This is a genomic window from Lentzea aerocolonigenes, assembly GCF_000955955.1.
GTDB lineage: Bacteria > Actinomycetota > Actinomycetes > Mycobacteriales > Pseudonocardiaceae > Lentzea > Lentzea aerocolonigenes_A.
The window spans coordinates 17,352-40,164 of record NZ_JYJG01000020.1 but is presented as its reverse complement, the minus strand read 5'-3'; the positions used below and the strand labels follow the sequence as shown (position 1 = coordinate 40,164).

Here is a 22,813-nt window from a genome sequence, read left to right as displayed (position 1 = left end):
CTAGGAGGTGTCGTGATGAGCAGGCGGAAGAAGACCGAGCCCTACGTGCGGCTCACCCAGCCGCTGGTGCGCGACGCAGGCATCCTGCGCCCTGCCACCTGGGACGAAGCGCTCGATCGTGCGGCAGAGGGGTTCCGCAGGAACGTGGCCAAGAACGGGCCGGACGCGTTCGGGATGTTCTCCTGTGCCAGGGCCACCAACGAGATGAACTACATGGCGCAGAAGTTCACGCGGGCGGTCATCGGCACGAACAACGTCGACTCGTGCAACCGCACGTGTCATGCGCCCAGCGTGGCGGGGCTCGCGAAGGTCTTCGGCAGTGGTGGCGGTACCTCCTCCTACCAGGAGATCGAGGACGCCGACCTCATCGTTCTGTGGGGGTCCAACGCGCGTGAGGCGCACCCCATCTTCTTCCAGCACGTGCTCAAGGCGGTCAACAAGGGCGCGAAGCTGTACGTGGTCGATCCGCGGCTCACCAGCACGGGCAGGTGGGCGCACAAGTGGTTGCGGCTCAACGTCGGCACGGACATCCCGCTGGCCCACGCCATCGCGCGCGAGATCATCGCCTCGAACCTCATCAACAGGAGCTTCATCGAGCGGGCGACTGAGGGGTTCGAGGAGTTCGTCAAGGCTGTCGAGCCGTGGACGCTTCCCGTCGCCGAGTTGGAGACCGGTGTGCCCGCCGAGCTCATCCGCGAGCTCGCGCACGCCTACGCCAAGGCCGACCGGGGGCAGCTCAGCTGGACGCTCGGCATCACCGAGCACCACAACGGCACGGACAACGTGCTCAGCCTCATCAACCTGGCGCTGCTCACCGGGCAGGTCGGGCGGTACGGCGCGGGGCTGAACCCGTTGCGCGGGCAGAACAACGTGCAGGGCGGCGGCGACATGGGGGCGATTCCCGACCGCATGCCCGGCTTCCAGGACATCACGGACCCGGACGTCACGGCCAAGTTCAACGCCGCGTGGGGCTCGAACATCCAGGCCAGGAAGGGCTGGAACCTCACCCAGATGCTCGAGGCGATGGAACGCGGTGACATGACCACCGTCTACATCATCGGCGAGAACCCCGTGCAGTCCGAGGCGGACTGCGAGCACACGATCAAGCGACTGTCCAACTTGGACCACATCGTCGTGCAGGACATCTTCCTCACCAAGACCGCGCAGATGGCGCACGTCGTCCTGCCTGCCGCGGCGGCCTGGTGCGAGACCGACGGCACGTTCACGAACAGCGAGCGCCGGGTCCAGCGCGTCCGCAAAGCCCTGAACCCGCCGGAGGGCGCGCGCGACGACATCGAGATCATGAGCCAGATCGCCGAGCGGCTCGGCGCGCCGTGGCAGCACATGACCGGCGAGAAGGTGTGGGACGAGCTGCGCAGCCTGTCGCCGTTGCACACCGGTATGTCCTACCAGCGACTTGAGGAGCTCGGCGGCATCCAGTGGCCGTGCCCGAGCGAGGACTCCCTCGAACCCAGCTTCCTGCACGGACGGCTGTGGGAGGAGGACCCGGTCAAGCGCGGCATGCCCGCCACGTTCTCGCCGGTCCTGCACAGCCCGCCGGTCGACGAGCTGACCGAGGAGTTCCCGTACCGGCTCACCACCGGGCGGCGGCTCGACTCCTACAACACCGGCGTGCAGTCGGCCGGCTTCGAGTCGCCGCTGCGCAAGGGGGAGACGCTCGACCTGTCACCGCAGGACGCGGAGAAGCTCAACGTCAAGGCCGGTGAGGAAGTCCAGATCACGTCCAGGCGCGGCCAGATCCAGGCGCCGGTCAGGATCGACGACGGACTGACGCCTGGCCTGGTGTTCATGACGTTCCACTTCCCGGACGAGATCGACGTCAACATCATCACCATCGAGGCGACCTGTCCGATCGCGGGCACGGCCGAGTACAAGGCCGCGGCCATCCGCATCGACAAGCTTCCCGTGAAGGTGGCCTGAGTGGACCTCAAACTCCTCGACGTCGAGCCCACCGAAGCCGAACGCGTGGTCGTCGACCTGTTCACCGGAATGGGACGGGACCAGCTGTTGCCGGCCCTGCACGCGGTCAACGACCGGGTCGGCTGGATCAGCCAGGGCGCGCTGAACCACATCTGCCGCGTCCTGCACGTCCCGCCGGCCGAGGCGTACGGCGTGGCGAGCTTCTACTCGTTGTTCTCGCTCTCCGAACGCCCTGCGAAGATCACGCACGTCTGCGTCGACCTCGCGTGCCAGGTCAACGGCGCGAAAGCGTTGTGCGACAGGCTGACCGACGAGCTCGGTCCGGCGGGGGCGAAGAGCGGGTGGTTGCGCAGCCCGTGTCTCGGGGTGTGCGAGAAGGCTCCGGCGGCGCTCGCGTTCGAGGCGGGGGAGGTGGCGAAGGAGCAGCTCCTGGCGCCCACCCACGCAGGTGAGGTGATCGCGGTGGCGGCCGCTGGTCCCTCCCATGTGGACGGTGAGCGCGCGGAGGTGCCGCAGGCCGGTTCGCCCGGCCTGCGGCTGCTCAAACGAGTCGGTGTCGTCGACCCGGAATCACTTGACGACTACCGGGCCACAGGTGGCTATCACGCCCTCCGGACGGCACTGCTGCTCGGACCGTCCGGGGTGATCCGCGAAGTCAGCGACGCCAAGCTGATGGGACGCGGCGGTGCGGCGTTCCCGACGGGGCGCAAGTGGGACGCGACCGCCAAGCAACCGGTTCGGCCGCACTACCTGGTGTGCAACGCCGACGAGAGCGAGCCCGGCACGTTCAAGGACCGCCTGCTGATGGAGGGCGACCCGTTCGCGGTGATCGAGTCGATGACGATCGCCGGGTTCGCGGCAGGTTGTTCGCGCGGCTATCTGTACCTGCGCGGCGAGTACCCGCGGGCGTTGCACCTGCTGCGCAACGCGATCTCGAAGGCGCGCGAGCGGAACTTCCTCGGCGAGAACATCATGGGCCACGAGGGTTTCTCGTTCGACATCGAGATCAGGCGCGGCGCCGGCGCGTACATCTGCGGCGAGGAAACCGCGATCTTCAACTCGATCGAGGGCTTCCGCGGGGAACCGCGGTCGAAGCCGCCCTTCCCGGTGGAGAAAGGGCTGTTCGGCAAGCCGACCGTGGTCAACAACGTGGAGACGCTGGTCAACGTGCCGGTGATCCTCACGGAGGGCTGCGAGGCCTACACCCGCGTGGGCACCGAGGGGTCCACCGGGCCGAAGCTCTTCTGCCTGTCGGGGAACGTGAGTCGTCCGGGCGTGTACGAGGTGCCGTTCGGCACCACGCTCGGGGAACTCCTCGATCTGGCGGGTGGCGTGCCGCCAGGCCGGGAGCTGCGAGCGGTACTGCTCGGCGGGGCGGCAGGCGGGTTCGTTCGCCCGGACGAGCTCGACCTGCCGCTCACCCTGGAGGACGCGCGCGCCGCCGGCACCACGCTCGGTTCCGGAGTCGTGCTGGTACTCGACGACACCGCCGACCTGGGCAGCTTCCTGTTGCGCATCGCCGCTTTCTTCCGCGACGAGTCGTGCGGGCAGTGCGTGCCGTGCCGGATCGGGACCGTGCGGCAGGAGGAAGCGCTGCACCGGCTCGTCGGCAAGCGTCCGCTGAGCACCAGCGCGGCAGATCTCCAGCTGCTGCGCGAAGTCGGGCAGGTCATGCGCGACTCGTCGATCTGCGGACTCGGGCAAACCGCCTGGAACGCCATCGAATCGGCTCTGGATCGACTGGGCTACGCGGAGGAGGCGGCGAAATGACGATCGTGGAAATCGGCCTGCCGAAGCGTCTCGTCGAGATGACGCTGGACGGCGAAAGCGTTCGCGTGCCTGAAGGCGCGACGATCCTGGACGCATGTACGGCCAAGGGGAAGTCGATTCCCACGCTGTGCTACGGCGACACTTTGAAGCCTGCAAACGCTTGCCGCGTCTGCATGGTCGAGGTCGAGGGATCACGCACACTGGTGCCGTCGTGCTCGCGCAAGGTCGAGCCCGGCATGGTCGTGCACACCGACTCCGAGCGCACGCAACACAGTCGCAAGCTGGTGCTGGAACTTCTGGGGTCCGCCACGGACCTGTCCACCACGCCGCACGTGGACGAGTGGATGTCCGCGTGCGGCGCCGACCCCTCTCGGTTCGGTCCCGAGGCCGAGACGAAACTTCAACCAACCATTGTGGACAATCCGTTGTACGTCCGCGACTACGGCAAGTGCATCATGTGCTACAAGTGCGTCGACGCGTGTGGCGACCAGTGGCAGAACAGCTTCGCCATCTCCGTCGCCGGCCGTGGGTTCGACTCGCGGATCTCCACGGAGTTCTCGACGCCGTTGCCCGACAGCGCTTGCGTGTACTGCGGCAACTGCATCGAGGTCTGCCCGACGGGTGCGTTGAGCTTCAAGCGCGAGCACGACAAGCGCGAGGACGGCACCTGGGACGAGAGTGCTCAAACCCAGACCACGACCGTCTGCACGTTCTGCGGTGTCGGGTGCAACCTCACCCTGCACGTGCAGGACAACGAGATCGTGAAGGTCACTTCTCCGCACGAGAGCACTGTCACGCACGGAAACCTGTGCATCAAGGGACGTTTCGGCTGGCAGCACGTGCAAAACCGCTGATTCACAGCTAGGCAGCGACATTTCCTTTTGGCAGGAAGGGCCGCCCAATGCCGTTGATCTTGAAGCCCGGCACCTCGTGGGACGAGGTCTACTCGCAGTGCGTGAAGATCGCACCAGAAGCGTTCCACGACGATCGGCTGCTCAACCACTTCGGCGGCGGGTGGAGTCGTTCCGGCGAACCGATGCCCGCCACCAGCCCGGTCGACGGCTCCACCATCGCGGGCCCGCCGTTCCTCGACTTCGACGTCGCGGGACGGGCGGTCGTCGCGGCCGTCGACCAGCACATCGAGTGGCGCAACGTGCCTCTGCCCGAACGCAAGGCGCGGGTGTCGTCCGCTTTGGACGCACTCACCGAGCACCGCGACCTGTTGTCGTTGCTGCTGGTGTGGGAGATCGGCAAGCCGTGGCGGCTCGCGACGGCCGACGTCGATCGCTGCATCGAGGGTGTGCGGTGGTACGTCGAGGAGATCGACTCGATGCTGGCCGGGCGCGAACCGCTGTCCGGCCCGGTCAGCAACATCGCCTCGTGGAACTACCCGATGAGCGTGCTCATGCACGCGATGCTCGTGCAGGCGCTGGCGGGCAACGCGGTCATCGCCAAGGCGCCGACCGACGGTGGCGTGAGCTGCCTGACGCTGGCGACGGCGCTGGCGGTCCGTTCTGGGCTGCCGTTGACGTTGGTCAGCGGCAGCGGCGCCGAGCTGGCGCCGGTGCTGGTCGGGTCGTCGTTCCTCGGCTGTGTGTCCTTTGTGGGCGGTCGCGACGTCGGCAGCGCCATCGCGACGCGGCTGGTCGACTCGAACCGGCGGCACGTGCTGGAACAGGAGGGCCTGAACTGCTGGGGCATCTGGGAAACCGACTCCTGGGACATGCTCGGCACGCAGATCCGCAAGGCCTTCGACTACGGCAAGCAGCGCTGCACCGCCTACCCGCGGTACGTCGTGCAGCGGTCGTTGTTCGACAAGTTCCTGTCGGTGTACCTGCCCGCGGTCCAGGAGGTCACCTTCGGGCACCCGCTCGCCGTCACTTCGCCCGGCGACGAGCTGCCCGTGCTGGACTTCGGGCCGTTGATCAACGACGCGAAGGCCAAGGAACTGGGTGACGTCGTGGACGAGGCGATCCGGGCCGGCGGTGTGCCGTTGTACCGCGGATCGCTCGACTCGGGTCGCTTCCTGCCCGGTCAGCAGACGGCGGCGTACTTGGCGCCGGTCGCGATCCTGGACCCGCCTCGGTCGTCCGTGTTGCACCACGCGGAGCCGTTCGGGCCGGTCGACACGATCGTCCTGGTGGACACCGAGGCCGAGCTGCTGGCCGCGATGAACGCCTCGAACGGTGCCTTGGTCGCGTCTCTGGCCTGCGACGACGAGGCGACGGCGAAGCGACTCAGCGAGGACGTCCAGGCGTTCAAGGTCGGCATCAACAAGCCGCGTTCGCGGGGTGACCGGGAGGAGGTGTTCGGTGGCCGTGGAGCCTCGTGGCGCGGTGCGTTCGTGGGCGGCACGTTGCTGGTGCACGCCGTGACAGAGGGTCCGCCGGATGAACGGCCGTACGGCAACTTCCCGTCCTACTCGCTGTACCCGCCCACGTGACGTACCGGGCGGACTTGCTCCGCATCGTGCAGAACGTGGTGGCACCTTCGGCCGCCGATGTCGATCAACAGGCCAGATTTCCGCGCGCCGCCCTGAACTCGCTGGGGGCGCGCGGCCTTCTGGGGATGACGATCTCCCGCACGGTCGGCGGGGGAGGTCAGGATCTCCGCTCGGCCGGCCGGGTCGTCGAGGAGATCGCTCGGGTGTGCGGCGCAACGGCTTCCGTGTTGCGCTCGCACTACTCCGCGGCCGCCGTGCTCGATCGTTCCGGCCCGCACTGGTTGCGCGCGGAGATCGCTGCTGGGCGGCACCTGTCGACGTTGGCGGCTTTCGGCGCGAGCGGCGAGGTGTCGACGCACGGCGACATCGTGCAGGTGCGGGCGCGCAAGAGCTGGGTGATCGCGGCCGGCGAAGCGGACAGCTACGTCTGGTCGTGCGGGCGGGCGTTGTTGCTGGTGCCCGCCGAGGCGCCGGGGTTGCTCGTGCCCGCCGATCATGCCGGGATGGGGCTGCGGGGGACCGTGGCCACCTGTGTCGAGGCTGATCCCGTGCGGGTTCCCGCTTCGAACCAGCTGTGGTCGGAGGAGCTGGCGTTCCCGTGGTTCCTGGTGCTCGGGGCCGCGGTGTCGTTGGGGCTGATGGAAGGCGCGTTGGCCGCGGCGTTGGGACATCTCGGCGGTGGTGATCCGCGGACCCGTGCCGATCTGGCTCGGATGCGGTTGCGGACGGACGAGGTTCGGGTGCTCTACAACGACACCTCGTCGGCGGTGACGTGGCATCCGGAGCGGTCCGCTGACCGGGTTCGGCTGCTCGCGGTGACCGCTACCGAGGCTGCTGTCGCGGTGACGGACCTGGCGATGAAGGTGTGCGGGGACGCGGCGTTCCGCCGGGATCTGGGCATCGAGCGCAGGTTCCGGGACGCGCGGGCAGCGGCGGCGATCGAACCGACGGTGGATTCCCTGTTGGATTCGGTGGAGATCTAATTGCCGGTTCGTTAGGGTCGCGAACATGTCGCTGCCACAGGCGTCCAAGAGTCCCGCAGTGGGGCTGACCGCGCTGGTTCTCGGGCTGGTCGCGGTCGTGGTGCCGTTCCTGCCGGTCGCCATGGACGGGTTCCGGCGCTACGTCGGGCTGGTCGGCGGGGTGATCGTCCTCGTCGTGGCGGTGCTCGGTCTGCTGGGTGACCGGCGCGGCAAGCCGATGGCCGCGATCGGGCTGCTGCTGGGACTGCTGGCGGTGCTGGTCAGCGCGATGATGTTCGTCGGCGGGCGGCCGTTCTGAGGCCAGGGGCCTACTCGGCCCTCCGGTAGGTCTCGGCGAAGATCTCCAGGCCCTGCCCGGACGGCACCGGCAGGGCCTCGGTGAGCTGGACGCGGTGGTCGCTGTCGCGGATCAGCAGGCGCGGCAGGTTGCGCAGGTGCAGGGCGTTGGTGAGGTCGACGTACTGCGGTTGCTGATGGTTCGTGCCGACGAACACCTGACCCGGCAGACCGTTGGCAGCGCGGAACCGGGCCACCGAGGCCACATCCCTGACGTCCAGAGCGGCAGCGGACAACTCCCACGTGCGACGCGCCAGCAGGACGTCGCGGTAGCGCAGGCGGTCGGCGAACAGCACGTCACCGGAGTGCGAGAAGGGGCGCAACTGGGAGAGGTCGGCCGCACCGCACGCGAGGTCGGCGTGCAGTGCGGCGACCCGGCCGGGCAGTGAGATCGGCAGGAGGTGGCCGAGGTACAGGACGTCGACGACCGCACCGGAGCGCCGCAGCCTGAGCTCGTCGCGTTCCTGGTCGTGGAAGAGTTCGAAGGCGTCCGGGGTGTGGTCGGCCCAGCGCGGATCCTCACCGATCTCCACGCGGCTGAGCAGCGGGTGCAGGTTCGGGGTGAAGCCCTGCACCGGGCGGTACTCGGCGAAACCGCGCGGGAACACACCGTCCAAAGTGGCCCGGACGGACGCGTAGGCCTCCGGTGGCAGCATGTCCAGGAAACGCACGGGAAAGCGGCCGAAGCCGTGGTGGATGTCGTTCACCACCAGACCTTCCGGAGAAGGCTGCGCGGAGAAGCCGTACGACACGGGACGGGTCTTCATCCACGACGGCAGCAGGTCGGCGGCGGCTTCGACGGCATCGTCGGTGATCACGCCGTCCACCACTAGATCGGCGACCTGGGCGCGGCTCGCGCCGAGGCCGCCGGTCGGTGCGGAGGCCAGCGCGTCCAGGAGCAGCTGCGAGCACTCGGCGAGGCGCGCTGAGCCACCGCGGCCGAACTCGACGACGAACTGGTCGCGGATGTGCCTGCGGATCGCGAGGTGCCGGTCGAACAGCATGAGCAACGGCGTCAACGAAGCCAGCGAACGCACGCCGTCGTACCCGTACGCGCGACCGAGGCGAACCGGTTGCGGCAGCACGACGTCCTCGCTCAACGGTACGACGCCGGTAAGGTCGGCACCGACCGCCGAGCCCAGCGCCTCCCACTCGGCGGTGAGCGCGGCCAGCGCGGCGGGCCGTTCCGACGACGAGAGCTCACCGAACGCCACCGTCGAGTGGTGGATCGACAGCACGCGGTCGGCCAGCTCTGGCCGTCCGGTGTCGCGCAGCCACGAGGCCAGCGACGGACATGCGGCAGGGTCCTGCGGATCGACCGGCAGCACCGGGATCAGCAGCTTGATGTCGAGCAGCAACGCGACGTGGCCCCTGGCGCGATGGGACTCGCCGTCGGGCAGCCGGGTCGCGAGCGCACCGGCGAGTTCGGACGGGCTGATTCCCTTGGGGTTGGCCGAGGTCAGGCCGATGAGGAACCGCAACGACGGGCTTGAGGCCAGCTCCACGCTCTCCTCGGCGCACAGATACGAGCCGGAAGCCGGGACGTCGCGGAGGAACTTCGTCACGCCGTCGTCCTCGTGCACGCCCGGCGCGAGGCGGTGCGGGTGGTCGAAGAGCCGTGCACGATCGGAAACCAGAGCGGCGATCAGACGGGTCAGCAGCAGCTGGTCGACCCGCGTGACGGAGACCGGCGTGCCCCAGTCGGGCGTCGGCGCGTCGGCGGACCAGGTGCCCCAGCCGGTTGCGCGGCGCAACGGTTCCGGCGCGCACACTTCACGTTCGGCGGCCAAAGCCTCCGCCTGCAGTCGTGAGATCTCGGCGAGCAACGGGCCGAGCGAGTCCATCAGCTCGAACCACGTGTCCAGCGAAGGAATCCGCAGCGACGAGGCCGCGGCGCGCAACGCGGGCTTGGGCATGCGCCGGTTGTGGATGTCGCGGCGCAACGGCAGCACGACCCGGCGGTGGAACTCGGAGGGGTGAGTGCCCGCGCTGTCGTGCAGCAGCTCGCACAACGGGCCGGCCAGCGCGTGCAACCGGCTTTCGGTGTCCGCCAACGCTTCCGCAGCCCGGCGGAACGGCGCCGCGCCCGCAGCGCCGTCCGGGTGTGGCAGGGTCGCCAGCCGCACGAGTGCGTACGGCGCTGCTTCTCCCCGCACGCGATCTGTCATGCCGGCCACCCTGGCAAAGCGCGATACGGCACGGATCGCGCTTTGCTCGACCGCCTCGGCTACAACCTGGCGCGCACCTCGTCGGCCTTCGGCTCGCCCAGTTCCTCGAACAACGTCACCGACTCCAGCCAGCACTTCTCCGCGCCCCGCCGGTCGCCGAGGCCGTCCAGCGCCAGTCCGAGGTTGTCCAGCGACTCGGCCTGCCCGTAGAGGTCGCCGATCGCGCGGAACGTCTCCAGCGCCCGGTCGACGTACGACACGGCCTCGGGGAAGTCGAGCAGCCCCCGGTACACCTCGCCGATGTTGTTGAGCAGGATCGCCTCGCTGTACGGGTCCTTGACTTCCTGCCGGATCTCCAACGCCCGCAGGTACCACTCCAGCGCCTGGTCGAACCGCCCGGCGTCGGCGTGCAGAAGCCCGATGTTGTTCGAGATGACGGCTTCCGTGTGCAGGTTGCCCAGCTCACGCGCGATCTCGGCGGCCTGCTCGTAGCACGCCAGCGCGTCGTCGACCCGCCCGACGACCATGTACGCGATGCCGAGGTTGTTCAACGTCGGTTCCTGCCGCGACTTGTCCCCGATCGCGCGGAAGATCGCGAGTGCCTGCTGGTAGCACTCGATGGCTTCGTCGTGGCGCCGGATCTCGCGCAGCCCGATGCCGAGCGTGATCAGCATCCGGCCCTCGGCGCTGCGATCACCGACCGAACGTGCGGCCGCCAACGCCACGGTGTGCGTGTCGATCCAGTCGGCCCAGTGCTTGCGCAGGTTGAAGAAGTCCCACAGGCATTGAGCGAGGCTCCAGCACTGCTCCGCCAGGCCGTGCTCGGCCGCGTCCCGGACCGCGGCCACCAGGTTCGCGCGTTCCGTGTCGCACCACAGCAAGGCGGCGTCGCGGTCGGCGAACGTGCGCGGGTGCACGGCCGGGTCCGCGGTGCCGATCTCCAGCTTCCGCACGGGGTTGAGCTGCAGTTCGGCGTACCACGACGTGTGCACGTACCAGTCCAGCACCCGTCGTCGCGCCAAATCCCGTGCGGGCGGCGGTTCCGCGGCCATGACCTGCTCGACGGCGTAGGCGCGCAACAGGTCGTGCAGTCCGTAACGGCCGGGAGTGTGCTGCTGCAGCAGATGCTCGTCGAGCAACGTCTCCAGCAGGTCCTCGGTCTCGTACGCGGTCAGGCCGGCGAGGGCGGCGGCGGACTCCGCGGTGACGTCCTCGCCGGGGTGCAGGCCGAGCAGCCTGAATAATCGGCGCTGGTTGTCCGGGAGTGCCTGGTAGGAGAGGTCGAAGACGCCTCGCGCGCCGACGCCACCTCGTTCCAGCTGTGCCACCAGGTCCGGCAAGGTCCACTGTGGACGGCGAGCGAGTCGTTTGGCGGCCAGTGCGACCGCGATCGGCAGGTGTCCGCACAGCTCCGCGACCCGAACGGCTGCCTCGCGATCCGCGTCGATCCGGTCCGCGCCGGCGATCCGGGAGAGCAGCGCCACCGCTTCGCCTGGCGTGAAGACGTCCAGGAAGAGCGACTTCACGCCGTCCAGTCTCAACAGCGTGCGGCGGCTGGTGATCAGCACCAGACACGACGCGCTGCCCGGCAGCAACGGCCGCACCTGGTCCTCGCCCGCCGCGTTGTCCAGCAGCACCAACGCCCGTTTGCCCGCCAGCCGGTCGCGGTAGAGCGCCGCGCGGGCCTCCAGCGACTCCGGTATCTGACCGCCGGGAACGCCCAGCAGGCGCAGGAAGCTCTCCAGCACGGCAGCGGGATCGGCGGGCAGTTCGTCCGCGTCGAAGCCGTGCAGATCCGCCCACAGCTGGACATCCGGATACCGCTGGATGAGCTGGTGTGCCGCCCGCACGGCCAGTTTCGTCTTGCCGACACCGGCCATGCCCTCGATCGCGGAGATCACGACCGTGGTCTGCGGTCCCGGCTCGCACAGCTTGCGCAGCTCGGCCTCACGTCCGGTGAACTCGGCGATGTCCATCGGCAGCTGGCGGTGTGCGTTCAGTGCGGCAGGGGAGGGCACCCGGCTTTCCAGGATCACCTGCTGCAGTTGCCGCAGTCGTGCGCCCGGCTCGACGCCGACCTGCTCGACCACGTGCTTGCGGGCGGCCGCGTAGGCCTCCAGCGCCTCGCCTCGACGGCCGGAGCGGTCCAGGGCGAGCATCAGCTGGGCCCACAGCTCCTCGCGCAACGGGTGCTGTGCCGTCTCTCGTCGAAGCCTGTCGATCACGTCGTCGAACCGGCCGAGTTCCAAGGCCGCCTTGGCATATCGCTCGACCGCGGTGAGCCGGCGTTCCTGCAGGCGGGTGAACTCCGCGCGCAGCAACGGTCCAGCGCTCAGCTCGGCGGTCGGGGTGCCGTGCCACTTGGCCAGCGCCTCGGCGAGGAACCCCGCCGCCGCCTCGGCGTCGGCCTCTGCCAACGCCTCCTCGCCCTGGCGCACCAGCGAGTCGAACGCGTCGAGGTCGAGCTCGCCGGGTTCGACGACGAGCTGGTAGCCGTGACCGGGCCGGGTGATCAGCCGATTGCCGAGGACCTTGCGCAGTCCGGCCACGTACGTGCGCAGGTTCGACTCGGGCGAAACGGGCGGGGAGTCCCAGACCGCCTCGGTGAGCTGTGCGACGCTGACGGCCTGGTTGGCGTGCAGCAACAGCATCGTGAGCACCGCCCGCTGCCGGGGTCCGCCCAGCTCCAGCGGTGTGCCCGCCCGCCTGACCGCCAGCGAGCCGAGCAACAGGAACTCCACAGGCGCATCTCTCCTCATCGTTTGGGATTGAGCCATCCTCGCGTATCCGGACGGCTCTGTGCGGCGCCTGGGCGAAATCTGTGCGCGCCGCCTGGCACCTTTGTACCCAGATCCGGTACCTGCGCCGCCGGGCCCGAACACCCGGTCACAGGGGGTCGGCGCAGTTGCCGGGTCCGGTTCCCCCAAGAACCCGGCCGGCGTGTGAAAGTCACCGCGCACGTCGGCCACCTTGAAGCCGGTGGCCCGGCAGGGTCCCCCAGACTGGACCGGGCCACCACCCTTCACGCCACGGGAACGCCGAACCTCACCGGCACACCTGGCGAGAACAGCACGCTGACCGGCGGCCCTGATGGGGCTTCGAGACCGGACGCGGCCACCAGATCGTCGTCCAGCTCCAGCAGCTCGGCTTCGTGCAGAGGCCACTCGGGGTGGTCGTTGGGCAAGTAGATCGTTCTTCCGTGCCACGCGACGTGCAGGCCCCACCGTGCGGTCAGGAATCGTTCGAGGTCACCTGAGGTGATTGGTTTTCCGGTCCGGACGACCACCCGGCTCGACGCGCCCCGAGGTCCTGGCCAGATGCGTTTCGACGTGTAGGTGAGCACGTCGTCGAAGCGTTTCAACCGCATGGACGACCACTTGTACGGCAGCTGGGCGCTGGTCTGGGCGCCGAGCACGGGCACGAGCCTGCTGGCGTCGAGCGACAGGAACACCACTCCGCGCCTGCCCTCGCCGTCCACCGAGTAGAGCCGGACGTTGGTCTCGCAGAACGTGCCGATGTAGGGCAGGCGCGGCCCGATCCGTCCGCCGATGGGGTGCATCCGGAACGGCACGAGCCCGATGTACGTGACGCCGTCCAGCACGTCCGGCACGGTGCCTTCGGGCAGGAACCGCGCGACCTTCTCCGGCTCGACCGCCCAGTGCAGGAACGTGACGTCACGCCACCACTGGCCGACGGCGGCGAACCGCACGGGACGCGGCGTCAGCGGTGTCACCGGCTCGGTCATGTGCCTGAAAGTACCGCTGAGCGGGCGACTTCTCGTGCGCGTGACGCGTGTGCAACTTCCACCGGCTACGAAGAGGTCCATGGAAACCGCCCTGAAGCATCCGGTCGACGAGGTGCTGCCACCCGCGCGGCTCGGGTTGCTCGGTTTGCAGCACGTCCTCGCCATGTACACCGGCTGCGTCACGGTGCCGCTGGTCTTCGGTGCCGCCGCCGGTCTCGACACCCACACCATCGGGCTGCTGGTCAACGCCGATCTGCTGGTGGCGGGCCTGATCACGCTGCTGCAGGCGTTGGGCATCGGGAGCGTTCTGGGTGTCCGGCTGCCCGTGGTGGCCGGGGCGACGTTCACCGCCGTGACGCCGATGATCCTGATCGCCGGGCAGTACGGCGTGCAGGCCGTCTACGGCTCGATGCTCGCGGCCGGGGTGTTCGGCATCTTGATCGCGGTGCCGTTCGCGCGAGCTGTGCGGTTCTTCCCGCCCGTGGTGACCGGGTCGGTGATCACGGTGATCGGGTTGTCGTTGATCGGGGTCGGGGCCGGGCTGATCACCGGGTTCGACTCGGCGCCCGACTACGCGGCGCCGTCCCGGTTGGCGCTGGCGTTCGGGATCGTGCTGGCCATCGTGCTGGTCGGCCGGTTCGCTCGCGGTCTGCTGGGCCAGCTGGGTGTGCTGATCGGGCTGGTGGGCGGCACGCTGGTCGCGATGGGGCTCGGCATGACCGACTTCTCCGGAGTCGGTGGTGCGGCGTGGCTCGGGATCGCTGCGCCGTTCCACTTCGGCGCGCCGCACTTCCCGGTGGCCGCCGTGATCTCCATGTGCGTGGTCATGCTGGTGACCTTCACCGAGTCGACCGCCTCGATGCTCGCGGTCGGCGAGATGACCGGGCGTGCGGTGACTTCCCGTGACCTGGCCAGGGGTCTGGCCGCCGAGGGGGTCTCCGGTGTGCTCGGCGGGGCGATGAACGGGTTCCTGGACACGGCATTCGGCCAGAACGTCGGCCTGATCGGCATCACGAAGGTGCGCAGCCGGTACGTCACCGCGGTCGCCGGCGGCATTCTGGTGGTGCTGGGCCTGATCCCGAAGCTCGGCGCGATCGTCGCGGCCCTGCCCGGCCCCGTGGTGGGCGCGGCCGGGCTGGTCATGTTCGCGACCGTCGCCGCCCTGGGCATCGGAATTCTGGGGCGGGTCGACTTCGAGAACACCGGGAACCTGCTGATCGTCGCGGTGACCATCGGCGTCGGCCTGCTGCCGGTCGTGGCGCCGAAGATCTACCACTCGTTCCCGGCGTGGGCACAGGTGATCGCGGGCAGCGCCATCACCAGTGCGGCGCTGACCGCGTTCGTGCTCAACCTGTTGTTCAACCACACCCGTCGTAATATTTAGTGACTTCACGACGTTCCGGCAGCGGACGCCGCGGCTCGCGCACTCCGCTGCCGTCGCCACCGCCCTCGACCCACACGGTCACGACGTCCCAGCGTTCGGCGCGCGTGCCCGCAGCGGGTTGCTGCGCCACGACGACGCCGTTCATCAGGGGATGGGGACTGTCCGGATCAGGACCCTGCAGGAGCAACCCCGCGTCGTGGCCTGCCAGCCACGCGTCGAGCGCCTGCTTGCCGTGGAAGTTGGGAACCACCACTGTCACATGACTTCACCTGACGTCGACGGTACCGCAACGGGTCAACGGCCGACAGGGGCGTCCGCGGGCAGCCCGTACGCCTTGCGAGCCTTGGCCGCCGTCGCGTCGTCCAGTGTGCGGGCCGCGTTTCTCTCCACTCGATGCAGCTTCTTGGTGCCGTACCAGGAGAAGTTGTCCTCGATCCACGGAGCGTACCGCGACCCGTCTCCCGGTGCGTCCACCCGGAGCACCTCGACCGGCCTGGGCGGTGATGTCACCGTGGCGAGCCTCGGACCGAAGTCGCCGGCGTCGATGTGCAGCTCGCCGTTCGTCACGCTGTACTGCTGGCACATCGCCAGGAAACCGACCTCGGACTCGTCGCGGCCCTGATCCACTTCGATGACCTGGCCCTCGCAGAACCAGCCCGTCTTGCCGCCCCAGTGGTTCTGCTCGAAATAGGTCGTGATCGCCTGTTCCCGTGCCGGGTCCAGGGCCGGCCGGCTGACGTACCAGAAGGTGGCCGCCGCGGTCAGCACGATCGCGGACCCGAGCACGATCAGCGGACGTCTTCGCATGACCTAAGGACGTTCGCCACCATCTGTGGTTCCCCAGCGGGCGCGCAGGGTGTCGGTGAACGCCTCGAACTCCGCCGCCATCGACACGTCGTCCGGGTCGAGCAGCCACTGCTGCTGCAGGCCGTCGACCACCGCGATGGTGGTGCGCACGATGGTGTTCACGGGGGCGTCCGCGCTGATCTCGCCGCGTTCCTGTCCTGTGTGGACGGCGTCGGTGAGCCAGTTCCGGATGCCTTCGTAGTGTTCGCGGATCCAGGAGTGGGCCGGATGCGAGGGTTCGGTGGCCTCGGCGGCCAGGCGGACGAACAGGCCGATCAGCTGCGGGCGGGTCGAGTTGCGGGCGACCAGGGCCGTCAGCGCGTCGAACGCCGCCCAGCCCAGGGGTGGGCCGGTGACGCCGGACAGGAAGTCGCCGTCCTGGCGGTCGCGTTCCTGCAGCACGGCGGCGAGCAGGGCCGCCTTGCTGGGGAAGTGGTGCAGCAGACCGGACTGCGAGAGCCCGGTCTTCGCCGCCACGGCGGCCACCGACGTGCCGCGGAACCCGGAGGTGGCGAACAGTTCGGTGGCGACGGCGACGGCTTTGGCCCTGGACTCCTCGCCCGAGACGTCCACCCGTGACTTGGCCCGGTAGCGGGGCGGGAACGACACGGCTCACCTCACTCCTGATCAGCGGGCAGGGTAACCCGGATGTCGCCCAGGCCGCGGGCGATCAGCAGTTCGCCACCGCGCAACGGGTGCCAGCCGTCGTCCCAGGTCCGTTGCACCCGCGACGAGCACGGCACCTCGACCCGCACGGTCTCGCCGTCCGCGACGTCGGCGACCGCCCACCCGATCAGCCGCACCGGTTCGCTGACCGGCCGCAGGTAGACCTGCACGACCTCGCGGCCGGAGCGTTCGCCGGTGTTGGTGAGCTCCAGCGACACCGCGCTGACCACACCGTCCACAAAGGACGCGGACGCTGGGCCGTACTCCCACGTGGTGTAGCCGAGGCCGTGACCGAACCAGAACAACGGCTCGGACGCGCCGCGGTAACCGATCGCGGTGCCTTCGGTGTAGGGCAACGCGCCGTTCGCCGGCACCACTGACAACGCGTCGGAGTCGGCCCGCGGGAACGTGGTGACCAGCCGCCCGGCCGGTTCGATGTCGCCGAGCAACGCGGCCGCCACGGCGTCACCGGCTTCCTGGCCGGGCAGCCCCGCCCACAGCACGGCGTCGACCTGGGCCAGCCACGGCATCAGCACCGGCGTCGCGGCGTTCACCACGACCACCGTGCGTTTCGCGGCGCCCGCCACTGCCGCGACGAGTGCGTCCTGTTCGCCCGGCAACGCGAGCGTCGTCTTGTCGAAGCCCTCGGTCTCCTGCTCGTCGGTGAGGCCGACGACCACCACCGCCACCTCGGCTTCGCGCGCGGCCCGCACAGCGGCACCGATGGCGTCGGCGGGAGGACGGGGGACGGGCTGGGTGATGAGACCGACCAGCGCCGAGGCCTCGCGGACCCGTGCGGTGATCCGGTCTCCGGGGGAGACGAGCACCTCGGTCGTCCAGAAAGGCGGTTTCAGCAGCGCTTCCTCCACGATGCCGTCCGCCCACGCCAGCCGGGTGGCGTGCTGCTCACCGGCGACCTCCAGCGTCCAGTCGCCGAACCCGCGCACCCCGGCCAGCATCCGCGTCGGTTCGTCCAGCACGACCTCGCCGGACACCTCGATCGACGCGGCACCCTGCGCCCACCCGCCGTACGCCGCGAGCTCGGCGATCTCCATCTCGCGCGACGCCAGCACCTCGCCTGACGCGTCGAACGTCGTGGCCCGGATGTCGCGCAACACGCCAGGACCGGGGGCGGCGTACCGCATCCGCACCTCCACACCGTCCACAACGGACACCCGGTCTCCCAGCAGCGACGTCAGGCCGTCGGCGATGCTGATGACGTGGGGTGGCCGCAGTCCGGCCGAACCGCCACCCTGGGCGACGGTGTCGATCGCGTGCCGGCCGATCAGCGCGACCCGGGGATCTTGCAGCGGCAGCACTCCGTTGTTCGTCAGCACGGTCATGCCGCCCGCGGCGAACCTCCGCAGCTGCTCACGCCTCACCTCGCTGTCCGGCGCGGGAACATCCGCCGGCCACTTGCGTTCTGCGCCGAACGCGCCGGTGCGGGAAGCGAGGAGCAGCAGGCGGCTCAGGTGGTCGTCGATGGTCGACTCGGCGACCTCGCCCGCTTCCACGGCGGCGACGAGCTCGTCCTCCCACGGCCCGCCGGGACCGGGCATGACGAGGTCGAGGCCGCCGTTCGCGCTCTCGGCCGTGGACTGCGCGGCGAACCAGTCGGACATGACGAGGCCGTCGAAGCCCCACTCGCCCTTCAGCACGCCCTCGACCAGTTCGGTGTGCTCGGTCGCGGGAATGCCGTTGACCTTGTTGTAGGCAGCCATGATCGCCCACGGCGCGGCGTCCTCGACGACGATCTCGAACGGCAGCAGGTACACCTCGCGCAACGTCTTCGCGTCGAGCTCGGAGCTGACCGTGCGCCGCTCGGTCTCGGACTCGTTGGCCACGTAGTGCTTCGGCGTCGCGGCGATGCCCTTGTCCTGCAAGCCTTGTACGTAGGCGGCGGCGAGCGTGCCGGTGAGCAGCGGGTCCTCGCTGTAGGCCTCGAAGAGCCGGCCGCCGAGCGGTGTGCGGTGCAGGTTGATCGTCGGCCCCAGCACCACGTGCACCTGCTGCGCAGCCGCCTCGTCCGCGAGCACCTCGCCGACCTCACGGGCCAGCGCCGTGTCCCAGTGCTGGGCGAGCAGCGTGGCGTTCGGCAGCACGCAGGCGATCACGCCACCCCTGAGCTCGGCGCCGCGGACACCGGTCGGGCCGTCGGACAGCTTGAGCGGCGCGAGCCCGATCTCCGGCTCCGGCCACAGGGCGAAGAGCGCGGATCCGGTCAGCAGCCGCACCTTCCGGGGCAGGTCCAGGCCCTTGAGCGCCTTCTCGATGTCCATGCCGTCGAGCACACCAGATGTGCCGACCGAGTGGTCGGTCGGTATACCTTGTCGTGACCCTGTGGTGATCTCGCGGTTATGGAAGCGCTTTCTGATGCCGCTCGGGATTTGTCCGCTGCTCCGGGGGCTTCCGGGCTAGTCTCTGCTGGTGAAGGTGATCTGGGGGTTGATGATCGCCGCGGCGGTGATGCTCGCCGGGCTCCTCGCGTGGACTTACACCGTCCCGCCCGATGACGTCGACGACATCAGCCGGCTGGTCGGGGTGATGGACCTCTTCTTGCTGTGGATGGCCGCCGCGCTGTTCGCCCTTCGGTTCGAGGACCGGATGATGCTCGTCCTTCGTCCGACCGGCCACTGGTCCTGGCGGAAGTGGCGCGGCGCGATGCCGGTGCGCGCAGTCCGGCTGACGGCCGTGATGGCGGCGGTGAGTTTCGCGCTGACGGCCTACTACATGAGCACGTCAGGTCTGGCCGACGGGATGCGGCTGCGGGTCAGCGCGGGGGTGCTGTTCCTCAGCCTGGGCTCAGTGGAGTTCAGCGAAGCGTTTCGTGCGGGAACATCGCGAACGACAGGTCGTCGGTGAGCGGCGTGGACATGTGACCCTCGCCCTCTGTGTCCTCAAAGGACAGCAGCGCGCCCGGCCCGAACTCGCGGCGTTCCCCGTTCGACACGGTGACGGCCGCCCTGCCGGTCAGCACGACGAGCCACTGCTTGCGCGGGGCGACGTGCAGCTCCCACTCAGGTGTGCCGCCTGCCGGTTGTTCGACGACCAGCATCGAGGAGGCCTGGAACGGGCCGGACACCAGCAGCGGTGGCACGCCCTCGACCGTGACCGTTGGCGTGCCCTCGACCTCGACGTCCTCGAAGACCGATTTGCCGTTCTCGTCCGCGAACACCCTGACATAACGCATGATCGCGACGCTACCGGAATGCGGATGAGTGCTCGGCACTTCAGGTCGATGGTGAGGGGTCGCGCTTGCGAATTGCTCCGCACCTTGGTCGTGGTCGGCGAAGAGGGCGAGCTTCTCCGAGCCGATCACGCCGCGCACCGTCTGGAGCTGCGCCGCGTCGTCTCGTTGCCCCAGGACGATCGCCGCCGCACACCGACCAGCAGCACGACCGCGAGACGGATGCCGAGAGTTCTCTTCACCGTCCACCTCTGAACCCTGTTGGGAGAACAGATCTTTCGTCACTTCAACGCCGTTGCAGGGGCAGTCGTCGCAAATCGTGAGGCGAACAGTCGGTGAGCGGCCTCCCCTCACGCGCCGGGGAGGCCGCTGTCGATCAGCCCTCGACGCGGTGTGACGCCCAGAACGACGTCAGGTCCGTCGAGCCCGCCGCGGCCTGTGCCGCCGCCTTGAACTCGGCGGTCGTCGAGACGCCGTACCAGTGCGACTGGGCGTAGGACTTCAGCAGGTTCGCCATCGCCGTGTCACCGATGAGCCGCCGCAGGTCGTGCAGCGTGCACTTGCCGTAGTTGTAGATGACGGTGGAGTAGCGCGAGGAGTGCGCGTCCCAGTAGGCCATCGAGTTGGTCAGCTTCTCCGCGCTCGACTGCCAGGTGATGCCGCAGCCGCTGCCGGTCACGCCCCGATAGAGGTCCGTTGCGTAGTCGGTGAAGCTCTCGTCGAGCCACGGCGAGTTGTACTCGTCGTCGCCCACGATCCCGTAGAACCACTGGTGCGCGATCTCGTGCGGTAGCGCCACGTTCGACACCAGGTCGAGCACCAAACCGGGGTACTCCATGCCGCCGAACCAGAAGTTGTTGTCCAGCACGACGTCCAGCTCCTGGTACGGGTAGTCGCCGAACCGCCCGGAGTGCACGTCGAGGGAGTCCTTCGCGAGCGTCAGCATCGAGTTGGCGTTCGCGCTGGAGATCCCGCTCGTGCCGTACACGTTGACCTTGAAGCCCTTCGGCGAGGTGCCGGAGATCTTCGTGAACGGACCCGCGCCCCACGCGAACTCGCGGACCTTGGCCGCGGTGGCGTGGGTGATCGTGTTGCTGCCGCTGACAGTCTCGGTCGACGTGCCGGTGGCGGGCGTGAGCAACGACGTCGGGTGCGTCAGGGTGACGTCGAAGTCGCTGATCACGGCGTAGAACGACTCGCCGTTGTTGGTGTACGGGTCGAGGTGCCAGCCCGCGCCGTCGCGGACCGCCAGCACCGGCAGGGCGTTGCCGATCATGTTGTACGCACCGTCGTGGCCGAACCGGTCGGCGCCGCTCGGGACGACGATGCCCAGGTCGAACCCGATGGTCGCGGACTGCCCCTGCGCCAGCGGAGCAGGCAGGGTGATCTTCAAAGCCGTGCAGTTCACGCTCAACGCCGACGGCGTGCCGCCGGTGACGTTGGTGACGGTGATCGGCGTCGACGGGCAGCTGCCGTGGTAGTTGTCCCAGAGCCGCAGGTACACCTCGGGCAACGCGGTCGGCGAGCCGTTGGTGAAGGTGACCGACTGGTGGCCGGTCCAGGTGTCGCCCGCGGCGTTGGACGTGAGGCTGACCGTGTACTTGGGATTGGTCGGCGTCCGCGTGCCGTCCGGTGGTTGCTGCGAGCCCACGGTCCACGTGAAGGTCGCGCTGCCGCTGTTGCCGGCCGGGTCCTTGGCCGTCACGGTCACGGTGGAGGTGCCCGCGGTCGTGGGCGTTCCGGAGATCCGCCCGGCCGCGTCGATCGCCAGCCCGGCTGGCAGCCCGGTCGCGCTGTAGGTCAGCGCGTCACCCTGCGGGTCGGAGGCCTGGATCTGCAGCGACACCGCCTGGCCGGTCTGCGAGGTCTGGTTACCTGGGTTCGTGACCGACGGGTTCTGCGCGCTGCCCGCGGTGGTGAGCGCGAGGTCGTCGAGCAGGAAGTTGGTCACCAGGCTGACGTCCTCGGTGCCGGTGATCTTGAGCGTCACCGTCTGCCCGAGGTACGCGGACATGTCGATGGTCTTCTGGACGTAGCCGGTGTTCTTGTCCAAATTGGAGTACGCGGCGACGGTGGTCGAGCCGATCTGCACCGTCAGCTTGTCGTACTGGGTGCCGGTGGTCGTCTCCTTGGTGTCGATGTGCAGCCAGTACGTCAACGTCGCCGAGGTGCAGCCGGCCGGCAGGGTGACCGACTGGGACAACGTGTCCGTGTGCGTGGTGCCGTCGCCGCCGAGCCAGGCGACCTGGGTGCCGCCGTGCGCGGGTTCCGCGGTCGTCCCGGTGGAGATCACGCCGGTGGTCTGGGTCCACGGCGACGTCCCGTTCTCGAAGCCGCCGTTGCCGATCACCTGGTCCCCGCACGCGGCGGCGAGCGCCGGCGTGGCAGGGGTGGTGAGACCGAACAGGGCGGTGACGAGCGCGAGCGCGGCAGGGAGCGCTCTTCTGGTCATCGGAGTAGTTCCTTTCTGCAGGGGCAGGCAAAGGGTCATCCGATGGGAGGGCGTCGAGCAAGGACCGGCTGTTCACTGGGAACGAAGAAGCCCGTTTTATCCTGTGGTGTCCTGGAAAAAGCCATACACCGATGAGTTTCGCGCGCCTCCTGGGTCGGTATGGATGAAGAGTCCGAACCAGAGGAGGTACAGCCGTGAAGTTCGTGACGATCGGATATGGCTCGCGCGAGGACTACGACCGGATGGATCCAGTTGTGCGCGACGAGGCGCACGCGCACGACCAGCGCCTGCGGGACGCGGGTGTGGAGATGGGCGTCGCCGGTTCTCCTGTGCAGGTCCGCAACACGGCCGGTGTCGAGGTTGCAGAAGGAGCGTTTCTGCGGTCCGACCTGCCGGTGGCAGGGTTTGCGATCATCGAGGCCGCGTCGGTGGACGAGGCGGTCAAGCTCGTCGCGAACACTCCGTGCGCGGTCGGTAACGGAGTGGTGGAGGTGTGGCCGCTAGAGCAGTGGTGAGCTGTCGCCCACGGACCACTTGTGGCCGAACGGATCCGTGAACCCGCCCTGCCGGTGGGTGCCCCACGGAACCTGATGGTCCACGACCGCCGACCCCTGGACGGCCCCGGCCGCGACGGCACGTGCCACGAGGCCGTCCGGGTCGTCGGTGAACACCTCGATCCGGACACTCGTGATCCCACTGGGACTGGTTTCCGCGGGATTGTCCGGATTGACCTGGTGGACGAAGAAAGCGGCGCCGCCGAGCGACAGACCGGCGACACCACCGAGGTTCCACAGCTCCGTCGCGCCGAGCGCGGTCTGGTACCAGGCGACCGCGGCGTCGGCGTCCGGGACGATCAGCATCACTGAGATCACCGGTTCGGGCATGGTGCCCA

General features: G+C 69.0%; 19 protein-coding genes. 9 read left to right on the top strand and 10 right to left on the bottom strand.

All coding sequences use genetic code 11. The features are described from left to right. Positions 1-15 precede the first annotated feature (15 nt). Genes UK23_RS04710 through UK23_RS04685 form a run of 6 tightly spaced genes read left to right on the top strand, consistent with a single transcriptional unit; the run spans position 16 to position 7,435 of the window. Complete coding sequence (locus tag UK23_RS04710; protein ID WP_045310108.1) at positions 16-1,941, top strand: molybdopterin oxidoreductase family protein; 1,926 nt, start codon at positions 16-18, stop codon at positions 1,939-1,941. Then, the gene (locus tag UK23_RS04705) at positions 1,942-3,711 is read left to right on the top strand and encodes an NAD(P)H-dependent oxidoreductase subunit E (RefSeq protein WP_045310107.1); all 1,770 of its coding nucleotides are present in this window, start codon (positions 1,942-1,944) and stop codon (positions 3,709-3,711) included. It abuts the gene before it with no gap. Then, a complete protein-coding gene (locus tag UK23_RS04700) occupies positions 3,708-4,565 on the top strand; it encodes a 2Fe-2S iron-sulfur cluster-binding protein (protein WP_045310106.1) in 858 nt (285 codons plus the stop codon). Before UK23_RS04705 ends, UK23_RS04700 begins: the two co-directional genes overlap by 4 nt. 47 nt (positions 4,566-4,612) lie before the next feature. Next, positions 4,613-6,154: an aldehyde dehydrogenase family protein gene (locus UK23_RS04695; RefSeq protein ID WP_045310105.1), complete on the top strand. Its 1,542-nt coding sequence runs from the start codon at positions 4,613-4,615 to the stop codon at positions 6,152-6,154. A gap of 14 nt (positions 6,155-6,168) precedes the next feature. Then, positions 6,169-7,137, top strand: coding sequence for an acyl-CoA dehydrogenase family protein (locus UK23_RS04690; RefSeq protein ID WP_196777608.1), 969 nt, complete (start codon positions 6,169-6,171; stop codon positions 7,135-7,137). 25 nt (positions 7,138-7,162) lie between these two features. After that, positions 7,163-7,435 carry a hypothetical protein gene (locus UK23_RS04685; protein ID WP_045310104.1) on the top strand — a complete coding sequence of 91 codons (273 nt, stop codon included), beginning with the start codon at positions 7,163-7,165 and terminating at the stop codon, positions 7,433-7,435. A 10-nt stretch (positions 7,436-7,445) separates the two neighbouring features. Here UK23_RS04685 and UK23_RS04680 read toward each other — a convergent pair whose 3' ends face one another. The 3 genes from UK23_RS04680 to UK23_RS04670 form a co-directional block, all read right to left on the bottom strand. Continuing rightward, on the bottom strand, positions 7,446-9,641 hold the full coding sequence (locus UK23_RS04680) for a lantibiotic dehydratase (protein WP_156212777.1): 2,196 nt from the start codon (positions 9,639-9,641) through the stop codon (positions 7,446-7,448). A 59-nt stretch (positions 9,642-9,700) separates the two neighbouring features. After that, positions 9,701-12,382, bottom strand: coding sequence for an AfsR/SARP family transcriptional regulator (locus tag UK23_RS04675; RefSeq protein ID WP_052684356.1), 2,682 nt, complete (start codon positions 12,380-12,382; stop codon positions 9,701-9,703). Between the two features lie 281 nt (positions 12,383-12,663). Further along, entirely contained in the window at positions 12,664-13,386 is a 723-nt protein-coding gene (locus UK23_RS04670) for a YqjF family protein (protein WP_045310102.1), read from the bottom strand. A gap of 79 nt (positions 13,387-13,465) precedes the next feature. On the opposite strand from UK23_RS04670, the gene UK23_RS04665 reads away from it, so the two are divergent. Continuing rightward, entirely contained in the window at positions 13,466-14,770 is a 1,305-nt protein-coding gene (locus tag UK23_RS04665) for a nucleobase:cation symporter-2 family protein (protein ID WP_045310101.1), read from the top strand. Here UK23_RS04665 and UK23_RS04660 read toward each other — a convergent pair. From UK23_RS04660 to UK23_RS04645, 4 genes are read right to left on the bottom strand one after another with little or no spacing between them, the layout of a single operon-like run. Next, positions 14,745-15,029 carry a PASTA domain-containing protein gene (locus UK23_RS04660; RefSeq protein WP_156212775.1) on the bottom strand — a complete coding sequence of 95 codons (285 nt, stop codon included), beginning with the start codon at positions 15,027-15,029 and terminating at the stop codon, positions 14,745-14,747. The two genes, UK23_RS04665 and UK23_RS04660, sit on opposite strands and share 26 nt — an antisense overlap. Before the next feature lie 35 nt (positions 15,030-15,064). Then, on the bottom strand, positions 15,065-15,577 hold the full coding sequence (locus UK23_RS04655) for a hypothetical protein (RefSeq protein ID WP_045310099.1): 513 nt from the start codon (positions 15,575-15,577) through the stop codon (positions 15,065-15,067). A 3-nt stretch (positions 15,578-15,580) separates the two neighbouring features. Then, a complete protein-coding gene (locus tag UK23_RS04650) occupies positions 15,581-16,225 on the bottom strand; it encodes a TetR/AcrR family transcriptional regulator (protein WP_045310098.1) in 645 nt (214 codons plus the stop codon). Between the two features lie 8 nt (positions 16,226-16,233). After that, complete coding sequence (locus tag UK23_RS04645) at positions 16,234-18,561, bottom strand: glycoside hydrolase family 3 protein (RefSeq protein ID WP_045310177.1); 2,328 nt, start codon at positions 18,559-18,561, stop codon at positions 16,234-16,236. Positions 18,562-18,709: 148 nt separating this feature from the next. Between UK23_RS04645 and UK23_RS04640 the strand changes: the two genes are divergently transcribed. After that, positions 18,710-19,144, top strand: a complete 435-nt coding sequence (locus UK23_RS04640) for a hypothetical protein (RefSeq protein ID WP_156212773.1) — start codon at positions 18,710-18,712, stop codon at positions 19,142-19,144. Here the strand turns inward: UK23_RS04640 and UK23_RS04635 are convergent. Together UK23_RS04635 and UK23_RS04625 are read right to left on the bottom strand one after the other, a co-directional pair. Next, the gene (locus tag UK23_RS04635) at positions 19,095-19,472 is read right to left on the bottom strand and encodes a hypothetical protein (RefSeq protein ID WP_045310096.1); all 378 of its coding nucleotides are present in this window, start codon (positions 19,470-19,472) and stop codon (positions 19,095-19,097) included. The two genes, UK23_RS04640 and UK23_RS04635, sit on opposite strands and share 50 nt — an antisense overlap. Before the next feature lie 373 nt (positions 19,473-19,845). Next, entirely contained in the window at positions 19,846-21,921 is a 2,076-nt protein-coding gene (locus tag UK23_RS04625; protein WP_045310094.1) for a putative Ig domain-containing protein, read from the bottom strand. A gap of 194 nt (positions 21,922-22,115) precedes the next feature. Here UK23_RS04625 and UK23_RS04620 point away from each other — a divergent pair, with 194 nt between their 5' ends. After that, positions 22,116-22,436: a YciI family protein gene (locus UK23_RS04620; protein WP_231114372.1), complete on the top strand. Its 321-nt coding sequence runs from the start codon at positions 22,116-22,118 to the stop codon at positions 22,434-22,436. On the opposite strand, the gene UK23_RS04615 is transcribed toward UK23_RS04620, so the two are convergent. Then, on the bottom strand, positions 22,422-22,805 hold the full coding sequence (locus tag UK23_RS04615; protein ID WP_052684354.1) for a VOC family protein: 384 nt from the start codon (positions 22,803-22,805) through the stop codon (positions 22,422-22,424). The genes UK23_RS04620 and UK23_RS04615 overlap by 15 nt on opposite strands. Positions 22,806-22,813 lie beyond the last annotated feature (8 nt).